Origin of the sequence: Sphingobacterium sp. BIGb0165, assembly GCF_024810095.1 — a bacterium.
GTDB classification, from domain to species: domain Bacteria; phylum Bacteroidota; class Bacteroidia; order Sphingobacteriales; family Sphingobacteriaceae; genus Sphingobacterium; species Sphingobacterium detergens.
Window position 1 is genome coordinate 339,797 of the sequence record NZ_JANUEB010000001.1, and the last position, 24,315, is coordinate 364,111.

Sequence of the window (24,315 nt, forward strand, 5' to 3'; positions counted from 1 at the left end):
TACAGTTAGTTAGCTAATGATACTTTAACTTTCACTCCATCTTTTAATGCGAGAACACCTGTTGTCAATACAGTATCTCCAGCACTTATACCCGATAGGATAACAATCTCCTTATCGGTGCGGGCGCCAGTTTCAACTTTGGTTTCTTTAGCCAGCCCATTCTGTAATATAAAGACTTTTTTGCCGTCTTGAACTGGAACGATCGCTTCTGTTGGGATAGCAATGGCGTCATTTTCCACTTCGATCGGAAGGATGACATTGACAAAAGAGCCTACGCGAAGGCGTCCTTGTTCGTTTGCTGCCCGCGCACGAACAGTTAAGGTACGCGTACTCAGCGATACCTCAGGCTCTATCGCATAGATATTCGCTTTGATAACAGTAGGGTCATTGGCAACACTAAATTCGATGGGAGTGTTTAGTTTGATTACGTTGCTGTATTTCTCCGGAATAGCGAAGGTAATCTTAACTGAATTGTCCTTGACCAAATTTGCGATCAACGTATTGGATGAGACGATAGCACCAACGGAAATATTTCTTAAGCCAATCATCCCACTAAATGGTGCACGTACGGTTGTTTTGGAAATCTGCGCCTGAATCAGTTGGATCTGGGCCTGTGAAGTTTTAAGTGCTGCACTGGCGATATCAAATTCTTCCTGGCTGATCGCGCCCTTTTGGAGCAAAAGTTTTGCGCGACGCTCGTTTTCGGCATTTAGCTGATTTGTTGTTTGCCCCTGTTTAAGCTGCGCCTGTAACTCGATATCATCAATCTTGATCAAGGGCTGTCCCTGTTGGATCCGCTGCCCCTCAGAAAAGTAGATTTTTGTAATTCGACCACTGACTTCGCTTCTGATCTCCACTTTTTCTTCGGCATCAATACTTCCAGACAAATTGATGGAACGATCCGCTACAGATGACTTTGCAATAATCGCCTGTGCAGGGATAGGAGCATCCTTTTTAACAGCAGATTTATCGCTTTCTTTCTTGTCTTTTTTTGGATTTAAGAGGAAATATCCCCCTCCAATGACAGCACAGGCTAAAATGATGTAGAGGGTCGTTTTTTTATTCATGCGGTATAGTCCTTATGTGGTTTTTTGATTTGACGGATAAAGATAGGTTTATTCTGATGATGATACCGGTTGTCAAAAGGATTTTACAATACAGACTGCAAGATAACAATGAATTTGCCCGTATATCCACTAATGTGACTACATACTATAAAAAAAGCTAGAAACCTGTTCTAGCTTTATGCGTACTATTTTTTCGTTTTAGTTGCTTTCTGTTCAACTTCTTTTGGCGCTGCAGCACCTACTTTTGGCTTGATGGAAGCTTTCGATAAATGTGGCCTTCTTTTTCCAAAAGAACCATTTGATATTTTTCCTCTTCTGGTTTTGATATCACCTTTTCCCATAGTATAAAATATTTTGGTTTTAACAATGTATTCTTGATTAACCTAAATGTACCATTTTTCTTTTGTATTTGCAATCTACTAAGTGTTAAATGATTGGGAAAATTCTTTTCTGTGTTTCAATTTTAAAGTTTTGGGTAAGGGTATCAAAAAACAGCTTGTTGGTTGGTTTATTTTCAGCCAGCAAATAGGGGATTTCCAAGAGTTGATCTTTTAGTTTTATCCGATAATAGCCATAGAGCAAACCTCTTGTTGTTTGAACAGATTCGATCTTTTGCACAGCTTGTACATCTTGGAAAATGTTAAAAGCATAGTTTTCTGCTTTAAGCTGTTCAACAAAAACTTCATTTGTTTTGGCGTTAAACCAGATCTGCTGGCTTTTGATCTTGCTGAAGTGATTGTTGAAAAGAAAGAGGTATCCAATTAAAAAGAAGGCAATTGGGAGGAGAAGCAACACGATTTTAATTTTGACAAAGAGTAATACCGTGATGAGGATCAGCACCAGGCCCATAATGACATTGGAGATTGTTTTCTTTAAGGTGGATTGAATAAGAGCAGCTGGTGCTTCTATCAATTGAAAACCCGATTTTAAGTTTTTGGAATTCGTATCTGATGCTTCGAAAAAATTAAACTTTTTTCGAAGCATCAGATAGGCGACAAGGAGAATTAGTCCTATGATCAACAATCTCATAGCGCTTTACTTAGTATTGTTCTTCAGAGTTTGGATATTGCACTGCCTTGACTTCAGCTACATAATTACTTACTGCCGTAGTGATCTGCTCATGTAGATTGGCGAAATGCCGCATAAACTTCGGTTTAAAGTCGGCATTCATGCCTAGCATGTCATTGATCACAAGCACTTGTCCATCACAATCGGCGCCAGCACCGATTCCAATGGTTGGAATGGCCAATTTTTCGGTTACTGTCTTTGCCAGAGCAGCTGGGATTTTCTCCAATACAATGGCAAAACAACCTGCTTCTTGCAAAGCTAGGGCATCTTCAATAAGTTTAGCGGCTTCTTGTTCTTCTTTGGCACGTACACCAAAATTTCCAAACTTATTAATGGATTGTGGCGTTAAGCCCAAATGTCCACAAACAGGGATTCCGCCGGAAATAATTTTTCTGATATTTTCGATGATCTCCAGGCCACCTTCTAATTTCAAGGCATGGGCACCGGATTCTTTCATCATGCGAACAGCAGCATTATAAGCCTCGTTGGCTGAGCCTTGATAGCTGCCAAAAGGTAAGTCTGCTAAGACCATGGCGCGCTCGGTACCCCGGGTCACTGCTGCTGCGTGATAGATCATATTGTCAAGGGTAATTGGCAGGGTAGTTTCATAACCAGCGAATACATTGGCTGCAGAATCTCCGATCAGAATGACATCCACACCAGCGCTATCCACCATTTTGGCCATGGAGTAATCATAGCTTGTCAGCATAGAAATCTTCTCTTTACGGTCTTTCATTGCTTGTAGCATCGCTGTGCTTACTCGTTTTATTTCTTTGTTTACAGACATCTTAACTTATATTATATGCCCAAAAGTAAGGTTTTTATCATACATTGGCCAATATTCTGCCTTGTGTTTTGTATTTTTGTAAAATGATACAGAATGAAACCCGTCTATTTAAATTTCCCAAATTTTCAGAATTAATAATCCATGAGGATGAAAATTTGATTGTTATAAATAAACCACCTTTTGTTGCTTCTTTGGATGAAAGAGAGGGGGGAGAGATTAACATTCTCCGTTTGGCAAAGAAATATCATGCTGACGCTCAAGTCTGCCATCGTTTGGATAAGGAGACTTCTGGTATTTTGTTGATTGCGAAAAATCCGGAAACTTATCGCTCGATTTCCATCGCATTCGAAAGGAGGAGAGTCAACAAGATCTACCATGCGGTCATTGGTGGTACACACACTTTCCAGGACCTTGTTGTTGATTTGCCGATTTTGAATCAGGGTAACAAAAGTGTTTCTATTGACCGCGCCAATGGTAAACCGGCCGAAACTATCTTTAATTCGCTTAAATACTATAAGAATTACACCTTAGTGGAGTGTAAACCGATCACCGGACGTATGCACCAGATCCGTATCCACCTGGCAACGCAGCACGCTGCCATCGTAGGGGATAGCATGTACCGCGGGAAGCCTGTTTATTTGTCACAAATAAAGAAAAGGGGCTATACCTTATCCAAGGACGAGGAAGAACAACCGATCATGAAACGTTTTGCCCTACATGCCAAACATGTGGAGTTTGAATTGAATGGAGAGAAGATGGTGTTCGAGGCACCTTATCCGAAAGACTTCGCGACTTTGCTCAAATTGTTGGACAAATTTGACGCTTAGCCTGCCGTAATTATTCTTTATGAATCCGAAAACAAAAAAGATAATCGGGAATGTTGTATTTGTAGTACTTATTGGTTTATTAATATGGCCAACGAGTAGGAGCTATTTTCAACAGATGCTGATGAAAATTGGTTTATTTAAACCGACATTGGAAGCACCAAAAAAGGTCACCGAGCCGATTGATGCTGTAGCAAAACCTGTCAGAAACACTGTTTCTTTTGTTAACCATCTGGGCGAAACCGTTCAGGTAGCATACCTAAAAGGCAAGGTGGTTTTTATCAACTTCTGGGCAACCTGGTGTGGGCCATGCCGAGCTGAGATGCCTTCCATTAATGTGCTTTACGATAAATTTAAGGACAAACCGAATATTGTATTTCTGATTGTGGAGATCGAGGGTGATAAAGAGAAGGCTGCTGCTTTTGTCAAGAATGAGAAATTAACCCTGCCGATTAGCTATCCGAACAGTGATATTCCCAAAGAATGGCTTTCAGAGTCTATTCCAAGTACCGTTATTTTGGACAAGGAAGGTAACCTTGCTACACGACACGAAGGTATGGCCGATTATTCTACACCCGATGTGACAACCTTTATTCAAGATTTAATCAATAAATAATTACGATCTATACATTAGCATGACCAGAGCAGAACTTATTCATCAAATTAAAGAGAAACGTTCGTTTTTATGTGTCGGACTGGACACAGACCTTACTAAGATTCCTGAGCATCTTTTGGATGATGAGGATCCGATCTATAGTTTCAATAAAGCAATTATCGATGCTACAGCTGATCTATGTGTTGCTTATAAGCCCAATATTGCCTTTTATGAATGTTACGGATTAAAAGGATGGCAGTCGCTTCAAAAAACTTGGGCAGCATTACCGAAAGATTGTTTTAGTATTGCTGATGCCAAACGTGGTGATATCGGAAATACCTCAGGTCGTTATGCCATGGCTTTTTTTGATGAGTTAAACTCCGGTTTAGGATTCGATAGCATAACCATCGCCCCTTACATGGGAAAAGATTCAGTTACTCCATTTTTGGAGTTCAAAGATAAATGGGCTATTGTGTTAGCATTGACCTCTAATGAGGGAAGTTTAGATTTTCAGAATTTTGAAAACAAGGAAGGTCTTCAGTTATTTGAACAAGTCATCGATAAAGTAAATACCTGGGGCAGTACAGACAATTTAATGTATGTGGTCGGTGCAACGAGAGGGGAAGGCTTTATTAAAATTCGTGAGCATGCTCCAGAACATTTTCTATTGGTACCAGGAGTCGGTGCACAGGGTGGTTCATTGAAAGATGTGTGCAAATATGGTATGAATAAAGACTGTGGACTCTTGGTCAATAGCACAAGAGGGATTATATACGCTTCAAAAGGACGTGATTTTGCGGAACGCGCACGTGAAGAGGCCCTAAAACTACAAAAAGAAATGGAAATTGAACTGTTAAAAGCAGGTATTATTTCCTGATTTGACATTTAATAATTCATTCGTAATACTTACCTTTGCAGCATGCCAGAAAAAATTATCATTCTAGACTTCGGGTCTCAGTACACGCAATTAATCGCAAGACGTGTCAGAGAACTAAATGTGTATTGTGAGATACACCCGTTTAATAAATTGCCAGATTTTGACGAATCTGTGAAAGGTGTTATATTCTCAGGAAGTCCCTTTTCCGTTCGACAAGAGGATGCACCTCAAATTGATTTTGTCGCTATTCAGGAGCGTTTTCCACTTTTAGGTGTGTGTTATGGTGCACAATACATTGCTCAACAATCGGGCGGAGATGTATTACCATCTGAAATCCGTGAGTATGGTCGTGCAAATCTGCAATTTGTCAATAGTGAAAATGAATTATTGGCAGGTGTACCTGTGCAGTCTCAGGTATGGATGTCGCATGGCGATACGATCAAAGAGGTACCGGCAAATTTTGATATCATTGCAAGCACAGACAAAGTGCGTGTTGCAGCATACCAGGTTAAAGGGACACGTACTTTTGGTATACAGTTTCACCCAGAGGTAACACATAGTACAGATGGTGCTATTTTGTTGAAAAATTTCGTTGTTGGTATCTGTGGTTGTGCGCAGGACTGGACTCCAGATGCATTTGTGGAGACTACCGTAGCATCACTGAAAGAGCAATTGGGCAATGACCATGTGATCATGGCTTTATCTGGAGGTGTAGATTCTACTGTTGCCGCAGTATTGTTACACCATGCAATCGGACAGAAATTACATTGTATTTTTGTGGATCATGGCTTACTTCGTAAAGATGAATATGAGCAGGTATTGGATTCTTACAAAAATATGGGTTTAAATATTAAGGGAATTAATGCGAAAGACCTGTTTTATGGTCGTTTGGCAGGAGTTTCTGAACCTGAGGAAAAACGTAAGATCATTGGTAATTCTTTTATTGATGTGTTTGACGAAGCCGCGAAGGAAATTCAAAAAGAATTACCAGAAGGAATCGAAGCGAAATGGTTGGGACAAGGTACAATCTATCCCGATATCATTGAATCAGTTTCGGTTAAAGGACCTTCAGCAACAATAAAATCACACCATAATGTCGGCGGTTTGCCGGATTTTATGAAACTGAAAGTTGTTGAACCATTAAAGACTTTATTTAAAGACGAAGTCAGAAGAGTTGGGAAGGCATTAGAGGTAGATCAGGCGATTTTAGGTAGACATCCATTTCCAGGTCCTGGTTTGGCCATTCGTATTTTAGGTGATATTACAGCCGAAAGAGTAAGAATTGTTCAGGAAGCAGATGCAATCTTTATCAGTAACTTGAAGGAATCAGGATGGTATGATAAAGTATGGCAAGCTGGTACAATCTTTTTACCTGTGCGTTCGGTAGGGGTAATGGGTGACGAACGTACTTACGAGCATGTTGTGAGCTTAAGAGCTGTAGGGTCTCTTGATGGAATGACTGCAGATTGGATACATCTACCATATGACCTGTTGGCAAAAATTTCAAATGAAATTATCAACCATGTGAAAGGAATAAACAGAGTTGTATATGATATCAGTTCAAAACCACCCGCTACGATTGAGTGGGAATAAAATATGGGTTGCAGCACTCGTGGCATTATGCCTCGCCAGCTGTACAACCAAAAAAAGCACCGTATTGCGTTCGCCCTCTTCTAGTCGGGGCGAACAGCAAACTGCTGTCACCAAACCAAACAGTGAGAAAGATAAGCCTGCTGTAAAAGTAGGCGATGTGCAAAATGTAAATGGCCATTCGGTTAAAAACAATAAAATTGCACTTCTTTTACCGTTTGAACTAAATAGCATTGCTAGAGCGGTGACTACTGAAGATGTCGAGCGATCTGCTTTGGCATTGGACTTTTACCAAGGTTTTCAAGCAGGTCTAGACAAGATCGCTAAGGATGGAATGCTGTTTGATTTGCAGGTCATCGACTCGCGCGATAATGTAGCTTACAATGCGTCTTTGGGAACAGCAGCTACGGTAAAGGATGCTGCACTTGTTGTAGGTCCTGTTTACCCACGGGAAATCAGAAGTTTTGCACAGACCTTTGCGAATAAAAATGTCCTCCAGGTGTCCCCATTGGCGGCTACGATGGCTTCGGAATTTAGTGTCCCTAACTTGGTGTCGATGACGCCATCGATACGGACGCATTCCGAAACAATGGCGAAATATGTTGCCGATCAGTATTATAATGGAGATCAGATTTTGATCTATGATGCCGGAGACGATGAAAGCAAACAATTCCTGGTCAATTTTGCCAGCGAGGTCACAAAAGCGAATGCACAGGCAAAAGTAAAAACGGTTATGAGCCTAAATGAGCTCAATAATAGCCTGGTGCTGACAGGAACAAATCATGTTGTATCCGGAACCGCTAATAAGAACTTGGTAAAAGGATTGTTGGATGCTATGGATGAGCGTTTTTTGAATCCTGGCAACCAATTCAAGTTGTATGGTCATCCAAATCTTTCAAAACTTTCTTTTGAAAATTTTGAAAACATGGATTTTTATAGCTTGACGGTTACTTCTTCGAGCTTAGCCAGTGATTCCGATGGTGATACGAAAAAGTTTGTATCAAATTACAAATCACTGTATAAAGTAGATCCTTCTGAGTTTTCTTATAAGGGTTATGATGCCGCGGTTTATTTTGGCCGTCTGCTTCATAAATACGGTGTTGACTATGTAAGCCATATGACCCAGGAGAAATTCTCCGGACTCAATAGCGATTATAGGTTTGAATTCTATCCGAAGTGGGGGTATGCCAATAGGGCTTTGGGAATCATGGTCTATCACAACAAGAAATTTGAAAGAAAATAATCTTTGAATGGCTGAATTCAGTGAAAAACGTGTTTACCAACAAATACGTAATTTTGAGCGAGCGATGGATAGTTTCGAAGGAGATCAACCATTTTCGCGGTATTTAACGACTTTTTTTAAGGTGAATAAACAGATGGGCTCTTCGGATCGTCGGTCCACTTCCCGTCTGTGCTACAACTATTTCCGCTTGGGGCTAGCAGCTTCTCAATTGTCACAGCAAAGACGATTGGTGCTTGCGGAGTTTTTATGTGAAAACGAGAGCCTTTTGGTCAATCTGCTTGAACCTACTTATGGTGATAAGCTGGGCTTATCTTTAGATGAGAAGATTGCTTTTCTTGAATCAGAAGGACTGCTAAAAAGGGAGGACCTATTTCCTTTCACAGCCTATTTCTCACCTCAGATTGATATCAAGCTATTTTTGAAGAGCCAACTGGTTCAGCCTCATCTGTATATTCGGGTAAAACGAGGTAAGAATAAGATCGTTCGTGCGATTTTGGACGAAAATCAGATTCCCTATAGTGAATTGAGCGATCAGACCATCTCTTTGGTCAATGGCACCTCTTTACAACGCTTTTCAAACTTGGAGGGACTGATTGAAGTACAGGATTTATCCTCACAGCGTACGCTTGAATTTATGAAGCCCGAGGACAGAGAATCCTGGTGGGATGCATGTGCTGCATCAGGGGGTAAATCTCTTTTATTAATGGATGCATGCCCTTCTGTTGATTTATTGGTATCTGATCTTCGGATGAGTATCCTTCGTAACCTGGATGAGCGATTTGATCATGCTGGTATTAAACATTACCGTAAGAAAATATTGGATCTGACAAAAGACCCTTATCCGATATTGGGGAACGAGAAATTTGATGGGGTATTATTAGATGCACCTTGTACAGGCTCGGGTACCTGGGGACGTACACCGGAAATGATCCGGGAATTTGAAACGGCTAAGATTGAGGAATTTAGTGCATTGCAGAAAACTATCGCTAGCCATGTTGCGGGATATGTGAAAGCAGGTAAGCCGCTTGTTTATATAACCTGCTCTGTATTTAAAGCAGAGAATGAGGATGTTGTTGACTATATCTTAAACAATTTGGGATTTGAACTGGAAAGTATGCGTTGTCTGGATGGTTATACAGAAAGAGCAGATAGCATGTTTGTTGCCCGGTTGATCAAAAAATAAGCAAATTGGCCTAAAAATATAGAAGCGCCTATTCTTGGAAAAAGAATAGGCGCTTTATTTTAGCTCCGACTATTTCATCATTGCATAACCATTAATCACATTTGCTTGGTATGACCAATACTGGACAGGTTGCTTTGCGAATCACGGATTCAGATACAGAACCCGAAATAAAATGATCAAATCCGCTTCTCCCATTAGATCCCATAATAATCAGATCTGCCGACCACTCATGTGAAGCCGCAAGAATTTCTTCTTTGATTGATCCAATTCGATTGAAAAGATATACTTCTCCTGAACCGGTAAATTCCCGGCTTAATTTTTCAAGATATTTTTGCGCATTTTCCTGTTCCATTTCGGATACTTCCGGTACGATAATGGGCTGCTGATCCAATAGTGGATCCGCTCCGAAGTTTGTTGGTGAGGTCGGGGGGATAACAGTGACAAGGGCGACAGAAGCACTTAATACCTGAGCCATTTCTCTAGCATATAGAATGGCTTTCTCTGAACATGGAGCATCATCGACTGCAACGAGTATTCTTTTGAATTTTAAATTTGTATTCTCCATATCTACTATAATTAATTTATCTTCGTTTTTATAATATATAATCATAGATTTGACAGTTTTGTTTTGTTTGGCCAATGAAATATGGTATTTGTACACTTGCTTTGGTTCCTTTGCGTTCGGAGCAGGCACATCGAAGTGAGATGGTTTCCCAAGTGTTATTTGGGGAATTATTTGAAATTCTGAACGTTGAGACTGACTGGACAGCGATAAGGATGTTGGAAACCGATTATCTGGGCTGGATCCAGAATGGTCAGTTTATAGTAGCTGATCCAGTAGAAATTGAGCACTATTTTGATGGAACGCCAAGTTTGGTCGGAAGGGAAGGCGGATTGCTTTTTAATGATGAGAATAAACTTCATCTATGCCACGGCACAAAACTTTATTTAAATGAGGCCAATAGGTTTACTTTAGCTGAGCTAGATCTGGCTTACCAAGGCCATGTGAATCCCTTTTCCAAGTCTGATTTTGAGACTGAGGTTGCTGAACTCGCCATGAGCTATAAGAATACTCCCTATTTGTGGGGTGGACGCTCTCAATGGGGAATAGACTGCTCAGGTTTTTCTCAATTGATTTATAGTTGCTTTGGGATTAACCTACCAAGAGATGCATACCAGCAGGCGGAAGTCGGGGAGACTGTTGATTTTATTTCGGAAATTAAGATGGGAGATTTAGCTTATTTTGACAACGCGGACGGACGCATTACACATGTAGGTATTATGTTGGATCGGGATACTATTATTCATGCATCAGCTAAAGTGCGTATTGATCGAATGGATAATGAAGGGATCTTTAATCGGGAATTGAATAAATATTCACACAAACTACGTATTGTAAAGCGTTATATTTAGTCGATATTTAAACAAGAGAAAAGGCGATAAGATATCTTATCGCCTTTTCCATTATTGAATTCTCTAGCTTCGCAGACTAGAATTTGAATGTCAAACCAAATTTAGCGGTATCAAAGAAGTTATTGAAGCTATTGATGTTTGCGTTAAATTCGTTAGATGATTTTGCTCCGTCAACGTCAAGTTTTGAAGTTTTGAATGACAATAAATCAGTCAAACCAAAGTTGATCGCAATTTTAGGCGTTACAAAGTAGTTGATACCCAAACCAGCGTTTGCACCAAATCCTTTTGTTTTAGGAACATCAATTGTATTTGTACCATCATTGATTTTTCCATCAGCTTGCGCATAACCAGCACCTAATTGAGCGTAAGTTTTGAAACGTGAGCCTAATTCAAGGAAGTAGTAACGTCCATAAGCACCTACTCCAAAGCTATTGGCTTTTACATATGCTTCGTTTGTTTGATCAACATTTGTTGTTTTTTTATTGTTACCAACGTTGAAATCTAAACCTACAGCGATCTTATCAGTTACGAAGTAACCAACAGAAGGGTTGAAGTTAAAGGAGTTTGTTTTTACGTGGTTCGTTTTGTCATTTGAAGTATTTGCAGAAAGATTACCTTCAACAATGAAGTCAGTTTTTTTGAAACCAAATTCCTGTGCTTGTGAAGCGACTGTCAAACCAGCTACGGCTGCTAATGTAAGTAAAACTTTTTTCATGTGTTTTTATTTTAATAGTTTGTTCTAATAAGTCAGTAATTACTTTCTGACTTTTTTAATTTGTTAGTCAAATATCGTAAAGTTATTTTATTTTATTGTCACTGGATTGTCTAGATATTTTGTCAAACTTGTAAATGATAGTGGTTCAATTATTTAAATTTTGCTATTTTTTGATCGATACGCCATTCTTTTTTTGAATTTATATATTGTATTGACTTTTTGTTATTATTTGTCAGTTTGATGTAAGAAAGCAAAAGAAAGAGCCATTGATCAGTTCGATCAATGGCTCTTTTTGACATCGGGTTAATCCGACTTTTATTCGAAATATTCTTTTATCCGTTCAAAGAATGATTTTTCACTTTTACCAGGTTGTGGTTTAAAGTTTGGTGATTCTTTGAGTTTATTCAATAGTTCTTTTTCTTCGTTGGATACAGCTTTTGGTGTCCAGATATTAACGTAGACAAGCTGATCTCCTTTATGGTAAGAATTGACTTCAGGAATACCTTTTCCTTTCAGACGTAATATTTTACCACCTTGTGTCCCAGGTTCGATTTTTATTTTAGCTTTTCCATCAATTGTCGGAACTTCTACGCTGGTGCCTAATGTAGCATCGACAAAATTAATATACAGATCATAGATCACATTAAGGCCGTCACGTTTTAAGCTTTCGTGTGGTACTTCCTCGATTAATATGATAAGATCCCCTGGGATACCACCTCGTGGGGCAGCGTTTCCTTTACCGCTCATAGAGAGTTGCATTCCTTCGCTTACTCCGGCAGGGATATTGATTGCGATTGTTTCTTCACCACGCTCTAATCCTTCACCTCTACAGGTTGTACATTTTGCGGTAATTTCAACACCTTCACCATTACAGGTAGGGCAGGTGCTGGTGGTTTGCATTTGGCCCAGGATGGTATTTGTTACTCTGCGTACTGATCCTGATCCACCACAGGTCTTACAGGTATGGAAAGAAGATTTGTCTTTCGCTCCTGAGCCATCACAGCTATGACAGGAAACTTGTTTGTTGACCTTTACTTTTTTCTCAACACCTTTAGCGATTTCTTCAAGAGTTAATTTAACTTTAATACGCAAGTTGCTTCCGCGTGCTACACGGCGGCCACCACGTTGACCTCCGCCACCGCCACCGAAGAAACTTTCGAAGGGGTGTCCACCACCAAAGATATCACCAAACTGGCTAAATATGTCATCCATATTCATGCCACCACCGCCGCCGTAGCCACCACTAGCTGAATTACCAGCATGGCCAAATTGGTCGTAGCGTTGACGTTTTTGTGGATTGCTCAAGATATCGTATGCCTCAGCAGCCTCCTTAAATTTTTCCTCCGCTTCATGATCACCGGGGTTTTTATCCGGGTGATATTTAATCGCTAATTTGCGATAGGATGATTTAATCTCCTTCTCGTCCGCTGAACGCGCGACACCAAGTATATCGTAATAATCTCTTTTTGACATCGTCTTAATATTATTGACCTATAACTACTTTAGCGTGACGAATCACTTTGTCACCCAAATAGTATCCCTTTTCGATTACGTCTACTACTTTGTTTTTTAAATCTGCTGTAGGTGCTGGAATAGATGTAATAGCTTCCTGTAATTCAGGGTCAAATGCCTGGCCAGCAGTTTCCATTTCTTTTAATCCCAATTGAGACAGGGTCTGTCTTAATTTGTTGTTGACAATATCCATCCCTGTTTTAACGGATTCTACGTCTGCAGCTGTTTCCATAGCATTTAATGCACGGTCAAAATCATCTAACGTAGGTAATAATTTACTGATCACATCTTTTCCTGCTGATTGAATCAATTCAACACGTTCTTTGCTTGTACGTTTTCTATAATTGTCAAATTCAGCAGAAAGACGAATGTATTTATCCTTCGCCTCTGCCAATTCTGCTGCCAACTTCTCTTCAGTAGACAATTCTACCTGATTATCCGAAGGCTGCTCTTGTTGATCAGAAGAATTAGTTTCTACTTGATCTTGACTCTCATCATAATAATTATCTTGCTCATTCATATCTTCAATGCTAAAATAGATTCAAAAATTTACTATATCTTCTTTTCTCAAAGTTTTTGCCAAACAATAAAATTCCGACAGCTTGTCAGATTTTATTAAAAAAGCCTAACAATTTGTCGGAATTTGCAAAAATGTCTTTTTAGTTGTCAGTTTTTCGTTTAGATGCTGACATCATCCTGTAGAATACCGTCTCCAGTTTTGATAATACGCGAAGGCATATTACGAATAATTGTATAATCGTGGGTAGCCATTAAAATTGCTGTTCCAGAATTGGCGATATCGCGCAACAATAGGACAATTTCCTCGGATGTGGCCGGATCCAAGTTTCCGGTAGGCTCATCCGCAAGGATAATCTCTGGGTTATTCAGTAGGGCACGGGCAATTACAATCCGCTGTTGCTCACCACCGGAAAGCTCATGGGGCATTTTCTTTAATTTGGAACGAAGTCCAACTTTTTCCAATACGTCCAAGATACGTCCATCAATCATTTTTTTATCTTTCCAGCCCGTCGCCTTTAACGCAAACTCAAGGTTCTTCTCGATCGTTCTGTCGGATAGCAAATGAAAGTCCTGAAAAACAATCCCTAATTTCCGGCGTAAGTAAGGAACATCATTTTCGTGAAGTTTCTTGAGGTCAAACCCCGCGATCATTCCCTCACCATTACCGATATATAGATCGCCATAGATGATTTTTAATAAACTACTTTTTCCGCTGCCAGACTGTCCGATAAGGTAGAGAAATTCTCCCTTCCCGATGTTTAAATTGACATTGGATAATACTAAATGTTTCTGTTGAAAGATATCAACGTTCTTTAATGTAATTACTTTATTTTCAATCATGGGCGTTAAAACTCTAATTTTTTAATTTGACCAAAAGGCATTTCTCTTACCAATTGCATGATATATTCCGCCTTTTCTCCCAATCCGATCTTATCAAGGGATTTGTCAGGTCGATCTACTCTAAAATATGCCAACAAGGTGAAGGCATCATCTCGCAGCTGAACATAGTCGGGAATTTTGGCGACACCTTTTACTTTAATGATATACATGATTTCAAAGTTAGTATTTTTAATGCAATTTCTTTACTATGAATTTAACGGAAGCTTACTGGTTTGCAAATAAAAAGTCCAGCGTATTTATGCCATCTGCATAATCATCCAGGGCCGGACATTGGCTTTCACCAAAATGAAAGACTGGTGACTGTATGTTCAATTGGACTTCGGAGACAACACACTGAATATTTTCAGCTTGTTGATTCAGCTCGTTTTCGACATCTTCAAGACGGTTGTATTCCTCGTAATAAACCACGGATAGTGGAGAGGCCATGCGTTCATCCTGTTTGAGTAACAGAAACCCATTATCAAAATGCTTGTCTCCATTGATCAGATAGATGGATTTATTATAGTCGTAATTATTATTGTATTTATAGTGTTCGGATACATCTTTAAAATCTGCTATTCCTTCAAAAAAATGTGCTACTGCATAATCTTTTGGAATAAAAAGTTTGGAAACTGAGCGGCAGCCAAGACCAAAGTAATCAAAGATATCGTGACCTAAGGCCTTCATTTGTGCTGGGGATTCCTGTCCTGTAATGACAGCAACACTATTTCTATTCCGTCGGATAATGTGGGGTTTTGTGCCAAAATAATAGTCAAAATAACGGGCTGTATTGTTTGAGCCAGTGGCAATGACCAAGTCGAAGTCTTTGAGCTTATCAACAATTTCAAAAGCTGCTCCAAAAACGGGTTCGATTTGTTTTAAACTATTGAGTACATAAGTTGTTAAACCGGCGTCATCCGAGGATACTTTAATTTTTGCTTTAAATCCGCTGATTAATACACAAAGGATATCATGAAAACCGACCAGCGGAATATTTCCAGCGAGAATCAAACCTACGGTTTTAGTAGATTCGAGATCCGGGTAGTTGTATAGCCAATGATTGAGCTTCTCTTCTGTTAAGTTGGATGAAATCGCTTGAAGGGCACTTTCGACATTTTTTACGGTATACCAAGGGTTTTTATGTTGCGCCAGTTGGATGATCTGAGTAAGATCTTCAGGCTGCTTTTTCAACAGTTCACCCAGTTTTACAAACGCATTTATTCGTTGTTGCTTTGTCAAAATATTAAATTTTTAAAAGATGAATACACAAATTTGTGTTATATTTGTGCTGTTAACATTAATCAACGTGAATCAACTAGCCTTATTGTTCAATCAGACTTTGTTTTCATATTGATAATGCAAAAATAGTTTATTTATCATAATTGTGAGGTTATAAATGGCGATTAAAATTACAGACGAATGCATTAACTGTGGTGCTTGCGAACCGGAATGCCCAAATAATGCAATATACGATGCTGGTGTAACTTGGAAATTCTCAGATGGGACTGCTTTGGATGGGGTTATAGATTTTGGTGATGGCGTTACGCTTGATGCGAATGAATCACAGGAAGCGATCTCAAATGAAGTTTATTATATTGTTTCGGATAAATGTACAGAATGTGTAGGTTTTCATGATGAACCACAATGTGCTGCTGTTTGTCCGGTAGATTGTTGTGTGGATGACGAAGACGTACGTGAGTCTAACGATGAGTTATTAGCGAAAAAAGCTTGGTTACACGCGGAATAATTTTTTCATTCCGTTAAAATATAGAGCAGGGTAAGAAATTATCCTGCTTTTTTTTTGCACGATAGCTTTTGTTAAAATCGGTATTTTGTTGCGAAAGTTGGGCTATTTAAATAATAATATTTGCAAAAGCATAGTATTTTTTTATTTTTGTTCTTTTGACCATTAAAATCTTTTAAATGTTAAAAACCAAAATAGGGTTAATCACCCTCATCACAGTTACATTAGCTTGTATCATTGCAGTATTGTACGAATTTAAAGTTGTGGGCTTTTCGCATGAATTTCTAATGGCTGTCCGTTGGATAGTTGCCACCGTTTTGGTTGTAAATGCGCTTTATAAGAAAAATTTGACCACATGGATTTTAACCTGTATGATCCTGGGCATTTTTGTTGGACTGGATTTTCCCAATCTGGCAATTTCCCTGCAACCGTTGAGCAAGGGTTTCATCAAATTGGTAAAGACCATTGTTGGACCTATTCTTTTTGCAACGCTTGTCTATGGTATCGCAGGCCACTCTGACTTGAAACAAGTAGGACGTATGGCCTGGAAGTCTATGCTGTATTTCTTCTGTGCGACTACCTGTGCTATTTTTATTGGTTTAGGTGCAATCAACCTAACTAAAGCAGGGGTAGGTGTAGACGTTGCTCATATGCCACATGAAGAGCTGCCAGTGCCTAAAGAAAGTATGGACGAGCATGTATTGAAATCCCTTCCGGATAATGTACATCCAGTTTATAAATTCACTGCATTCGTCCGTGATCTTTTTCCTGAGAATATCGTAAAGTCAGTTGCTGACAATCAGGTATTACAAATTGTTGTATTTTCGGTGTTGTTCGGAATCGGCCTGGCGATGGTCGATGAGAAGAAGCGGAAGCCACTGGTGGATTTTACCGAAAGTATGTCTGAGACGATGTTTAAGTTTACGAACATCATCATGTATTTTGCTCCGGTTGGGGTGGGAGCAGCAATGGCATACACCGTGGGACATCTCGGTGTTGATATTTTGAAAAACTTATTTATGCTGTTGGCAACCTTGTATTTTGCGTTGTTTTGCTTTTTAACGTTGGTGTTGCTTCCTGTTGCACTTTATTTAAAGATTCCTGTCAAACGTTTTATCAATGCTATTAAAGAGCCAGTATCTATTGCTTTTGCAACGACAAGTTCGGATGCTGCTTTACCTAAAGCCATGAGTGCAATGGAGAAATTTGGCGTGCCGCGTAAGATCGTTTCATTTGTTATTCCAACTGGTTATAGTTTCAATCTGGATGGAACATCTCTTTATTTATCATTGGCCGCAATTTTTGTTGCGCAGGCAGCTGGTATTCACTTGACGTTTGGACAACAGCTCATGATTGCTTTCACATTAATGATTACCTCTAAGGGGGTAGCAGCAGTGCCCCGTGCTTCATTAATTATCCTAATAGCAACAGCTGATCAGTTCGGTCTGCCAACCTTTGTTATCGCCGCTATTTTGGGTATTGACGAATTGATGGACATGGCGCGTACCTCTGTTAACGTTGTTGGTAACTGTCTTGCAACGGTCGTTGTCGCCAAATGGGAGGGTGAGTTTGATGAAGAAGCACCTTACCGAGAAGATACGGAAGAATTGGTTTAATAAAGCCAATCACCTTATAAAAAAAGCTGCTCCAATACATTAGGTATTGGAGCAGCTTTTTTTTGGATTGAAGCCAGAAATTTATCGGCCATCTACATAATACCAAAGGTTACCTTGCTGTTTAAATGTAGATTTTTCATGATGGATCTGTACTTCCATTGTTGCATCCAGATAATGGGCTTCAAATTCCACCGTTGAAAAGGTGGCTTTCAGGATACTTAACTGCATCCATTTATTTTCCTTAGCCGATTGCTCAATAGCATTCTTATTTTGGAATCTTCTTGTTGTAGGGTGGAATGTGTTGTACAAAAAGTCAATGTTTCCCACGACAAAAGCGCTGTAACGAGCTCGCATAAGCGCTTCTGCTGTAGTTGCCTTGGCATGGATACCGTGAATTTGTAGGCAACATTTGCCAAAAGTTGCACCTGAGCCACATGGGCATGAATGAGTTACTGCTATCATGCTTTTTTTGGTTACCAGCCTTTTATGGCACCGTTTTTAAATACTTTCTTTGCTGTTGCTTCTACTTCAGGTGACTGATAAGATTGTATAAACTGCTGTACTTTTTCATCATTTTTGTTATCTGCCCGAGCAACAATTAAATTGACATAAGGAGATTCTTTATCCTCTGTAAATAAACCTTGTTTTTCGGGGTCTAATCCGGCCTGTGAGGCAAAGCTATTATTGATGATCGCAACAACAACCTGAGGATCGTCAAGTACGCGGGGTAGCTGAGGGGCTTCCATTTCGATAATTTTAACCTGTTTTGGGTTGCTTACAATGTCTGTTACTTTTGGTTGTATGCCAACATTTTCCTTTAAACCAATGATTCCCTCACGCTGAAGAAGTAATAGCGAACGCCCACCGTTTGTTGGGTCATTTGGGATAGCGATAGTCGCACCGGGCTGAAGTTCGGTGATGGTTTTGATCTTTTTGGAATAGGCGACAATCGGGAATACAAATGTATTTCCGACAATGGTCAGTTTGGTGAAACCACGTTGTTTGGATTGTTCCTGAAGATAGGGTTGATGCTGGAATACATTGACATCAATATCACCTTGATTCAGGGCCTCATTGGGAACGACGTAATCATTGAAGGCAACCAGTTCCACATCCAGATTGAACTTTTCTTTTGCAACTTTCTTAGCCGTCTCCGCAAGTTCCTTTTCAGGACCCGTCACCACACCAACTTTAAGGGTGTTTTCTTTCTTTTCCCTGTTGTTACAAGCTACAATAGTCGTCAGACTAAAGGCTAGAATTGCAAATGCATAGTTCAATTTTTTCATATGATACAATTAATGTTAACGATGGTTTACTTTTTTCGATATGTAGTCGCCTGTATATTGCAACAGGAATACAATTAAAATTAATAAAATAAGGACAGCATTCATGATGAAGGTGTCATAACCAACATAGCCGTATTGGTAGCCAATCTGTCCCAGTCCGCCGGCCCCAACAGCGCCACCCATAGCTGAATAACCTACAAGTGTAATTAACGTTATCGTCGCATTGTTTACCAGTGAGGGTAATGCCTCCGGAAGCAACACTTTAAAGATCACCTGCTGTGTACTCGCGCCCATGGCTCTGGCAGCTTCAATTAATCCATGGGGGATCTCCAATAAGCTGTTTTCTACCAATCGTGCAATAAAAGGGGCTGCGCCAATGCTTAAAGGGACCAATGCTGCTGACATACCGATGGATGTTCCTACGAGCTGACGTGTAAATGGAATCATCCATACAATGAGAATAATGAATGGAATAGATCTGAACACGTTCACTAGCAAGGAAACAATCTGGTGCATGGTTTTGTTTTCCAACAGCTGATGTTTTCTGGTCAAGAATAGGTAGATTCCAAGCGGAAGTCCGATCACAAAACCAAAGAAACCTGACAGGAAAGTCATCATTAATGTTTCGAGTGTTCCTGATAATAGTAAATCTAGTACTTGATCAGACATAACCTAATATTTTAGTTTGCGGATGCTGTTCTTTTAAATAGGAGAGACTCGCTGTTATGTTGTCGTTATCACCTGACAATTCAGCTAATATAACACCAAACTTCATTTCGCCAATGTAATCGATCTGTGCGGTAATAATATTTGTTTTGACTTGATATTGGCGTTCCAATTGTTGTATAAATGGAATAGAATCTTCACTGGAGGTCATGTAAATCTCGACAAGTGGATTGCCATTGTCTTTTAACCTTTCCTGAAAACCTAAGGGGATATCGACCTGTAAAGAAGATTGGATAAAGTTTTTAGTAGTTTCCTGCTGTGGGTTTGCGAAAATGGTTTCAACAGAACCGCTTTCAATTAAAATTCCCTGATCCAGTACTGCTACTTGATCACATATCCTTTTGATCACATCCATTTCATGGGTGATCAATAAGATTGTCAGTCCAAGTTGCTTATTGATTTTTTTTAATAAGGTGAGAATGGATTTTGTCGTTGCTGGATCCAGGGCACTGGTGGCCTCATCACAGAGTAGGATATGGGGGTCATTTGCCAGTGCACGAGCTATAGCGACCCGTTGTTTCTGTCCTCCGGATAGGTTTGCCGGATAACTCTCTGCTTTATCTTCTAGCCCAACCAGGCTTAGCAGCTCCGAAACTTTTTGCCGGATAAATGCCTTTGATTTACCTTCTAGTTGCAATGGAAAAGATATGTTCTCAGAGACTGTTAGGGATGACAAGAGATTGAAATGTTGGAAGATCATTCCGATATTTCTTCGTTTCATCATTAAATCTTTGGAAGACATCGACATCAGATCCTCATTCTCAATAATGACTTGACCTGTGTCCGGTCTTTCCAACAGATTGACACAACGAATCAGTGTGCTTTTACCGGCACCTGAAGCCCCTATCACGCCAAATATTTCGCCCTTGGCAATGGATAGGGAGAGACTCTTCAATGCATCTATTCGTTTGGATTTAACCTCGAATGATTTAGATATGTTGTTTAGTTGAATCATTGACCCTATAGGGATTTATGCATTTATGTTAACAAAGTGGATGTCGATATAAATGTACACAAATGCGGTTGATAAATTACAATGAAATGACGAAAAAAAAGCCATTGAACCGATCTTTCCGGACAAAAAATAAAGACAGGAAAGATCGGCCTATATCGACAGGATGTTAGGATAGGGAGTGAGCAGATATCACTTGTTTCCCAGATCCAAGTCCTTCGATGCCGTATTCAATAATATCGCCATCGCGCAGGAAGCGTTGCGGGGATTTTCCCATGCCCGAACCGGCTGGTGAGCCTGTTGAGATGATGTCACCTGGAAGTAGGGACATGAACTGGCTTAAGTACGATATAAGCTTTGGAACACGATAGATAAAATCGCTTGTGTTGCCATCTTGCATCAGGTCGCCATTTAATTTAAGCCAAATTCTCATATTATTGACATCTTGGATTTCATCTTTTGTAGCGATAAACGGACCAATAGGAGCGAATGTATCGCAACCTTTCCCTTTGTCCCAGGTACCACCTCTTTCGATCTGAAACTCCCGTTCAGTTACGTCGTTATGTAGTACATAGCCAAAAACATAATCCAAGGCCTCTTCTTCACTAACATAGGAAGCTTTCTTACCTATAACGATAGCAAGTTCGGTTTCCCAATCAGATTTCACGGAGTTTTTAGGTAGTGTAATACCATCGAAAGGACCATTAAATGCCGAAACAGATTTCATGAAAACAATAGGTTCTGCTGCTTGCTGCAATTTGGTCTCTTTAACGTGATCGTCGAAGTTGAGTCCAACACAAAGAATTTTGGAAGGAGCTTCCAATGGAGTGCCGATACGTTCATCCGCAGCGATCTCTTTTAGACTTTCACGATTCTGTTCTACATATACTTGAAGTTTCTCCAAATTTGCCGTATTTGCAAAGAAATCACGGTTATATTGAAAATTTCCTTCAGAAACATCATATTTCTTTTCATTTAAAATGACTCCCGCCTTTTCGGAGCCCTTTGCGCCATATCTAAAAATCTTCATAAGCCGCAAATATACGGATTTTGTCCCGAAAAGGGCTTAAATTAACGCGAATTAACAATTAACCGATGTGTAAATTATCTATACAATTATTGTCCAAAGTCGGGTACTTAAAGGGAAATTTTTCCTGAAGTATCTTTTTATTACTCACCCATGTACCGTTGAGTACCATCTCCTGTCCTTTTTTTCCAAGAAACAGCTTAATCAAGAATGCGGGGACGGGAAACGGTATGTAGAATATTCCGTATCGCCGCCTTGCAATACGTTTGGTGAATTGACCAAGCGGCATCGGATCGGAGGAACAGGCATTGTATACACCGGCGAGAGCATTGTTTTGTATAGCAAATAGTAGCATTCGGCTGAGATCTTCCATGTGGATCCAACTTAACATCTGTTTGCCTGAACCCAGAATAGGGTTGAACCGAAAACTTAACAGTTGGTTGAGTTCTTTCAATAATCCTTGGTCTTTACTGATCACAACACCGAATCTGAAGACAACGAGCCTCTTTCCTAAGGTTTCAATGGGTTTTACACTGTCTTCCCAAAGATTGCAGACCCAGGATAAAAAATCACCACCCTGGGGATCTCCCTCTTCGAAGGGTTTTTTCTGATAGCTGTCATCGGCGCCATACCAGCCAGTTGCGGATGCTGATATAACAGCTTTTATCTGGTTTGGGACTTGTTTCAGCGTCTGATAAAGCAGTTGTCCACTTTCCACCCGGCTGGATATAATTTCTTGTTGATAAGCCTTGGTCCAATGTGATCCATTGAGGTTGGCACCAGCTAAATTGATGATATAATCCGCTTCCTGGATCGACTTTATATCAATAACTTGTTTTTTTGGGTTCCAATGAACATATCGAACGTTAGCTTGTGGAGGATAAGCCTTCGGATCCCGTGTGAAGATGATTACTTCATAGAAGTTGGCGACCAGTAATTTGGTCAAATGAAGGCCAATAGCACCTGTTCCTCCTGTAATGATTACTTTTTCCATGGGTTAAATCTCAACTTATTTGATCTCGATATCTTTATTATTCTCCCTAATTATTTTTTGTCTGGTTAGCTTGATGCTCCTCCTAATATACTATTTTGAATCTATAAATGAAGGGATAATTTAAGGTTTATCCTTCGAAATAATCAGTTTTTAAGGATTTCGCTTGGTAATTTATATTTCTTTGTCAAGATGGAGCGACCAAATGGGAGATGTCATAAAAAAGGTTCGTCTGCGTTGCGGACGAACCTTTTGGTATGGAAACAGATCTCTTTGAGATGCTGGTCTCTTTTATTGTATCGTTTGGATTGTACTTCCGCAAGTTAGCATCTGGGCGCCATAGTATGGATTTTTGACGTCCTTATTGAGGCTCAACCAGGTTGCTCCTTTGCCACCGTTAAACATGGGGCATTTTTGTTGATAAACAGGAAGTGCAGGCTTGGAACTTTTTGCCAGCTTATAGACCTCTTCGGAGAGCGATACAAATGCCACACGTTGTTTTGCGAGATCTTTTGCCTCTTGGAGCGCCTTGGTGTGCTGTGTTATCGCATTTGCCTGTGCTTTCCACGCCTGTTGCTCCGCAGAAGTTAAGTCAGTTGATTTTAACGTCGTCAGCAGACTTGAAAGTTTTGCTGCACCTGTTGCTACAGTCTTATGATCGGAGGCAACCAGTGCATCTTTCAATTGGAAATACTGATCATAAATCGGCTGGAAGTTACCTGCCTTGGCGACAGATGACGATCCTGTGCTTTCTTCTTTGCTTTCAGGAGTATTTTCAGGATTGGCCGGTGGGGCACTTAAGGTTCTATCGTATTGACAACAGCCATGCAGGTCAGCATAAGTCGTTGCCGGAGCCAGGTATTTTTCATTGTCATAACCGGCCAATGCGACCTTTTTCAAAACAGCATCCAGGGAGGTCTTTTCGGCATTAAAAGAGACCTTTGCTGTCTGGTTATCCTCGTTCCAATCTACTTTGGAGTCCACGGAGTTTGCGGCTTTTTCTATTGTTTTTTTACACATCCCACAATTGCCGCTGATTTTGACTGTTTGGGTTGTCATGGTATTATCCTGTGCATAGCTGTTTATACTGGTGGCTAAAAGGCAGGCTGTTATGATGTTATTGAGAAGTCTCATGTGTTCTAAATGTTGTAATACGTGTATGGATCCCTGCGGAATGCGATCTGTTTTTGTTGATCGGGATAGGGCAGGTTCTTTAAATTAATAAGGAGATTTACTTTTTCAAAAAAGTTTTCTCTGTGTTACCTAGGCTATTTTAGGGGGAACCCAAGGGTAAAAATAACCATCTGAAAGATAGACGGACAATAGACCGCTATATAATTTTTTAAAGATTGAAAAGGAAATTTTTGGAAGCTGAACGGGAAGGGTAGAGACAGCCAGTATACTTGTCGCCGAAGCACAATGACAACTACAGTCCCGACATTGCTTGCGGTGCTGACATAGCGGTTTCTTCTTCGCTTTTTGGCAGCAATCCTGTTTTTTGTTAGCATGATTTAGACTGTCTATAGGACAGGTTTTTGCCTTGCTTTGATGGCAGGGAAATACTGCAGTCGGCCTGGCCCATAAGCCAAGAAAAAGAATTAGTCCGATTAGATATTTTAGTACCACCACAGTTCAAATATAGCTTTTTTTGAATAAGTATTAAACCCACCATCGAGATGGATGTTTCCTATTCCAGGTGCG

General features: G+C 40.0%; 27 protein-coding genes. 9 read left to right on the top strand and 18 right to left on the bottom strand.

Annotated elements, in window-relative coordinates; genetic code table 11:
• Positions 1-5: 5 nt before the first annotated feature.
• The 4 genes from M2408_RS01455 to panB all read right to left on the bottom strand — a co-directional run bounded on the left by M2408_RS01455 (position 6) and on the right by panB (position 2,922).
• A complete protein-coding gene (locus M2408_RS01455) occupies positions 6-1,067 on the bottom strand; it encodes an efflux RND transporter periplasmic adaptor subunit (protein ID WP_259178634.1) in 1,062 nt (353 codons plus the stop codon).
• A 185-nt stretch (positions 1,068-1,252) separates the two neighbouring features.
• Complete coding sequence (locus tag M2408_RS01460; protein WP_259178635.1) at positions 1,253-1,408, bottom strand: 30S ribosomal protein THX; 156 nt, start codon at positions 1,406-1,408, stop codon at positions 1,253-1,255.
• An 85-nt stretch (positions 1,409-1,493) separates the two neighbouring features.
• Entirely contained in the window at positions 1,494-2,096 is a 603-nt protein-coding gene (locus tag M2408_RS01465) for a hypothetical protein (protein WP_259178636.1), read from the bottom strand.
• Positions 2,097-2,106: 10 nt separating this feature from the next.
• Positions 2,107-2,922 carry a 3-methyl-2-oxobutanoate hydroxymethyltransferase gene (gene panB / locus M2408_RS01470; RefSeq protein ID WP_259178638.1) on the bottom strand — a complete coding sequence of 272 codons (816 nt, stop codon included), beginning with the start codon at positions 2,920-2,922 and terminating at the stop codon, positions 2,107-2,109.
• A gap of 83 nt (positions 2,923-3,005) precedes the next feature.
• Between panB and M2408_RS01475 the strand changes: the two genes are divergently transcribed.
• Genes M2408_RS01475 through M2408_RS01500 form a run of 6 tightly spaced genes read left to right on the top strand, consistent with a single transcriptional unit; the run spans position 3,006 to position 9,234 of the window.
• On the top strand, positions 3,006-3,749 hold the full coding sequence (locus M2408_RS01475; RefSeq protein WP_259178639.1) for an RluA family pseudouridine synthase: 744 nt from the start codon (positions 3,006-3,008) through the stop codon (positions 3,747-3,749).
• A 19-nt stretch (positions 3,750-3,768) separates the two neighbouring features.
• On the top strand, positions 3,769-4,362 hold the full coding sequence (locus M2408_RS01480; protein ID WP_259178641.1) for a TlpA disulfide reductase family protein: 594 nt from the start codon (positions 3,769-3,771) through the stop codon (positions 4,360-4,362).
• Between the two features lie 19 nt (positions 4,363-4,381).
• Positions 4,382-5,218: an orotidine-5'-phosphate decarboxylase gene (gene pyrF, locus M2408_RS01485; RefSeq protein WP_259178643.1), complete on the top strand. Its 837-nt coding sequence runs from the start codon at positions 4,382-4,384 to the stop codon at positions 5,216-5,218.
• A gap of 42 nt (positions 5,219-5,260) precedes the next feature.
• The gene (guaA, locus tag M2408_RS01490) at positions 5,261-6,811 is read left to right on the top strand and encodes a glutamine-hydrolyzing GMP synthase (RefSeq protein WP_120258067.1); all 1,551 of its coding nucleotides are present in this window, start codon (positions 5,261-5,263) and stop codon (positions 6,809-6,811) included.
• On the top strand, positions 6,768-8,051 hold the full coding sequence (locus tag M2408_RS01495; protein ID WP_259178645.1) for an ABC transporter substrate-binding protein: 1,284 nt from the start codon (positions 6,768-6,770) through the stop codon (positions 8,049-8,051). The genes guaA and M2408_RS01495 overlap by 44 nt, the downstream gene beginning before the upstream one ends.
• Before the next feature lie 7 nt (positions 8,052-8,058).
• A complete protein-coding gene (locus M2408_RS01500; protein WP_259178646.1) occupies positions 8,059-9,234 on the top strand; it encodes an RsmB/NOP family class I SAM-dependent RNA methyltransferase in 1,176 nt (391 codons plus the stop codon).
• Between the two features lie 91 nt (positions 9,235-9,325).
• Here the strand turns inward: M2408_RS01500 and M2408_RS01505 are convergent, their stop codons facing one another.
• Positions 9,326-9,799, bottom strand: coding sequence for a universal stress protein (locus tag M2408_RS01505; RefSeq protein WP_259178647.1), 474 nt, complete (start codon positions 9,797-9,799; stop codon positions 9,326-9,328).
• Between the two features lie 74 nt (positions 9,800-9,873).
• Here M2408_RS01505 and M2408_RS01510 point away from each other — a divergent pair, with 74 nt between their 5' ends.
• Complete coding sequence (locus M2408_RS01510) at positions 9,874-10,647, top strand: C40 family peptidase (RefSeq protein WP_259178648.1); 774 nt, start codon at positions 9,874-9,876, stop codon at positions 10,645-10,647.
• 76 nt (positions 10,648-10,723) lie between these two features.
• On the opposite strand, the gene M2408_RS01515 is transcribed toward M2408_RS01510, so the two are convergent.
• The 6 genes from M2408_RS01515 to M2408_RS01540 all read right to left on the bottom strand — a co-directional run bounded on the left by M2408_RS01515 (position 10,724) and on the right by M2408_RS01540 (position 15,511).
• Positions 10,724-11,362 carry a porin family protein gene (locus tag M2408_RS01515; protein ID WP_259178650.1) on the bottom strand — a complete coding sequence of 213 codons (639 nt, stop codon included), beginning with the start codon at positions 11,360-11,362 and terminating at the stop codon, positions 10,724-10,726.
• 315 nt (positions 11,363-11,677) lie between these two features.
• The gene (gene dnaJ, locus M2408_RS01520) at positions 11,678-12,835 is read right to left on the bottom strand and encodes a molecular chaperone DnaJ (RefSeq protein WP_120258061.1); all 1,158 of its coding nucleotides are present in this window, start codon (positions 12,833-12,835) and stop codon (positions 11,678-11,680) included.
• A 10-nt stretch (positions 12,836-12,845) separates the two neighbouring features.
• Positions 12,846-13,394, bottom strand: a complete 549-nt coding sequence (locus tag M2408_RS01525; RefSeq protein ID WP_259178654.1) for a nucleotide exchange factor GrpE — start codon at positions 13,392-13,394, stop codon at positions 12,846-12,848.
• Positions 13,395-13,552: 158 nt separating this feature from the next.
• Positions 13,553-14,233, bottom strand: a complete 681-nt coding sequence (locus M2408_RS01530; protein WP_120258059.1) for a cell division ATP-binding protein FtsE — start codon at positions 14,231-14,233, stop codon at positions 13,553-13,555.
• A 5-nt stretch (positions 14,234-14,238) separates the two neighbouring features.
• Entirely contained in the window at positions 14,239-14,442 is a 204-nt protein-coding gene (locus M2408_RS01535) for a hypothetical protein (RefSeq protein ID WP_046672891.1), read from the bottom strand.
• Between the two features lie 55 nt (positions 14,443-14,497).
• Entirely contained in the window at positions 14,498-15,511 is a 1,014-nt protein-coding gene (locus M2408_RS01540) for an acyl-CoA reductase (protein ID WP_259178657.1), read from the bottom strand.
• A gap of 157 nt (positions 15,512-15,668) precedes the next feature.
• Between M2408_RS01540 and M2408_RS01545 the strand changes: the two genes are divergently transcribed.
• A complete protein-coding gene (locus tag M2408_RS01545) occupies positions 15,669-16,019 on the top strand; it encodes a 4Fe-4S dicluster domain-containing protein (protein ID WP_046672889.1) in 351 nt (116 codons plus the stop codon).
• Between the two features lie 176 nt (positions 16,020-16,195).
• Complete coding sequence (locus tag M2408_RS01550) at positions 16,196-17,632, top strand: dicarboxylate/amino acid:cation symporter (protein ID WP_120258056.1); 1,437 nt, start codon at positions 16,196-16,198, stop codon at positions 17,630-17,632.
• An 81-nt stretch (positions 17,633-17,713) separates the two neighbouring features.
• Here M2408_RS01550 and M2408_RS01555 read toward each other — a convergent pair whose 3' ends face one another.
• The 7 genes from M2408_RS01555 to M2408_RS01585 all read right to left on the bottom strand — a co-directional run bounded on the left by M2408_RS01555 (position 17,714) and on the right by M2408_RS01585 (position 23,748).
• Positions 17,714-18,094: a YchJ family protein gene (locus M2408_RS01555; protein WP_259178659.1), complete on the bottom strand. Its 381-nt coding sequence runs from the start codon at positions 18,092-18,094 to the stop codon at positions 17,714-17,716.
• Between the two features lie 11 nt (positions 18,095-18,105).
• Positions 18,106-18,918, bottom strand: a complete 813-nt coding sequence (gene metQ, locus M2408_RS01560) for a methionine ABC transporter substrate-binding lipoprotein MetQ (RefSeq protein WP_120259248.1) — start codon at positions 18,916-18,918, stop codon at positions 18,106-18,108.
• Between the two features lie 15 nt (positions 18,919-18,933).
• Positions 18,934-19,587: a methionine ABC transporter permease MetI gene (gene metI, locus M2408_RS01565; RefSeq protein ID WP_259178661.1), complete on the bottom strand. Its 654-nt coding sequence runs from the start codon at positions 19,585-19,587 to the stop codon at positions 18,934-18,936.
• Positions 19,580-20,599 (bottom strand): methionine ABC transporter ATP-binding protein, encoded by a 1,020-nt coding sequence (locus M2408_RS01570; protein ID WP_259178663.1) that lies wholly within the window; start codon positions 20,597-20,599, stop codon positions 19,580-19,582. The genes metI and M2408_RS01570 overlap by 8 nt, the downstream gene beginning before the upstream one ends.
• Before the next feature lie 166 nt (positions 20,600-20,765).
• On the bottom strand, positions 20,766-21,626 hold the full coding sequence (locus tag M2408_RS01575) for a fumarylacetoacetate hydrolase family protein (RefSeq protein ID WP_259178664.1): 861 nt from the start codon (positions 21,624-21,626) through the stop codon (positions 20,766-20,768).
• A gap of 58 nt (positions 21,627-21,684) precedes the next feature.
• Positions 21,685-22,617 carry a TIGR01777 family oxidoreductase gene (locus tag M2408_RS01580; protein WP_259178666.1) on the bottom strand — a complete coding sequence of 311 codons (933 nt, stop codon included), beginning with the start codon at positions 22,615-22,617 and terminating at the stop codon, positions 21,685-21,687.
• A 288-nt stretch (positions 22,618-22,905) separates the two neighbouring features.
• Positions 22,906-23,748 carry a DUF3347 domain-containing protein gene (locus M2408_RS01585; protein WP_259178667.1) on the bottom strand — a complete coding sequence of 281 codons (843 nt, stop codon included), beginning with the start codon at positions 23,746-23,748 and terminating at the stop codon, positions 22,906-22,908.
• Positions 23,749-24,315: the final 567 nt, after the last annotated feature.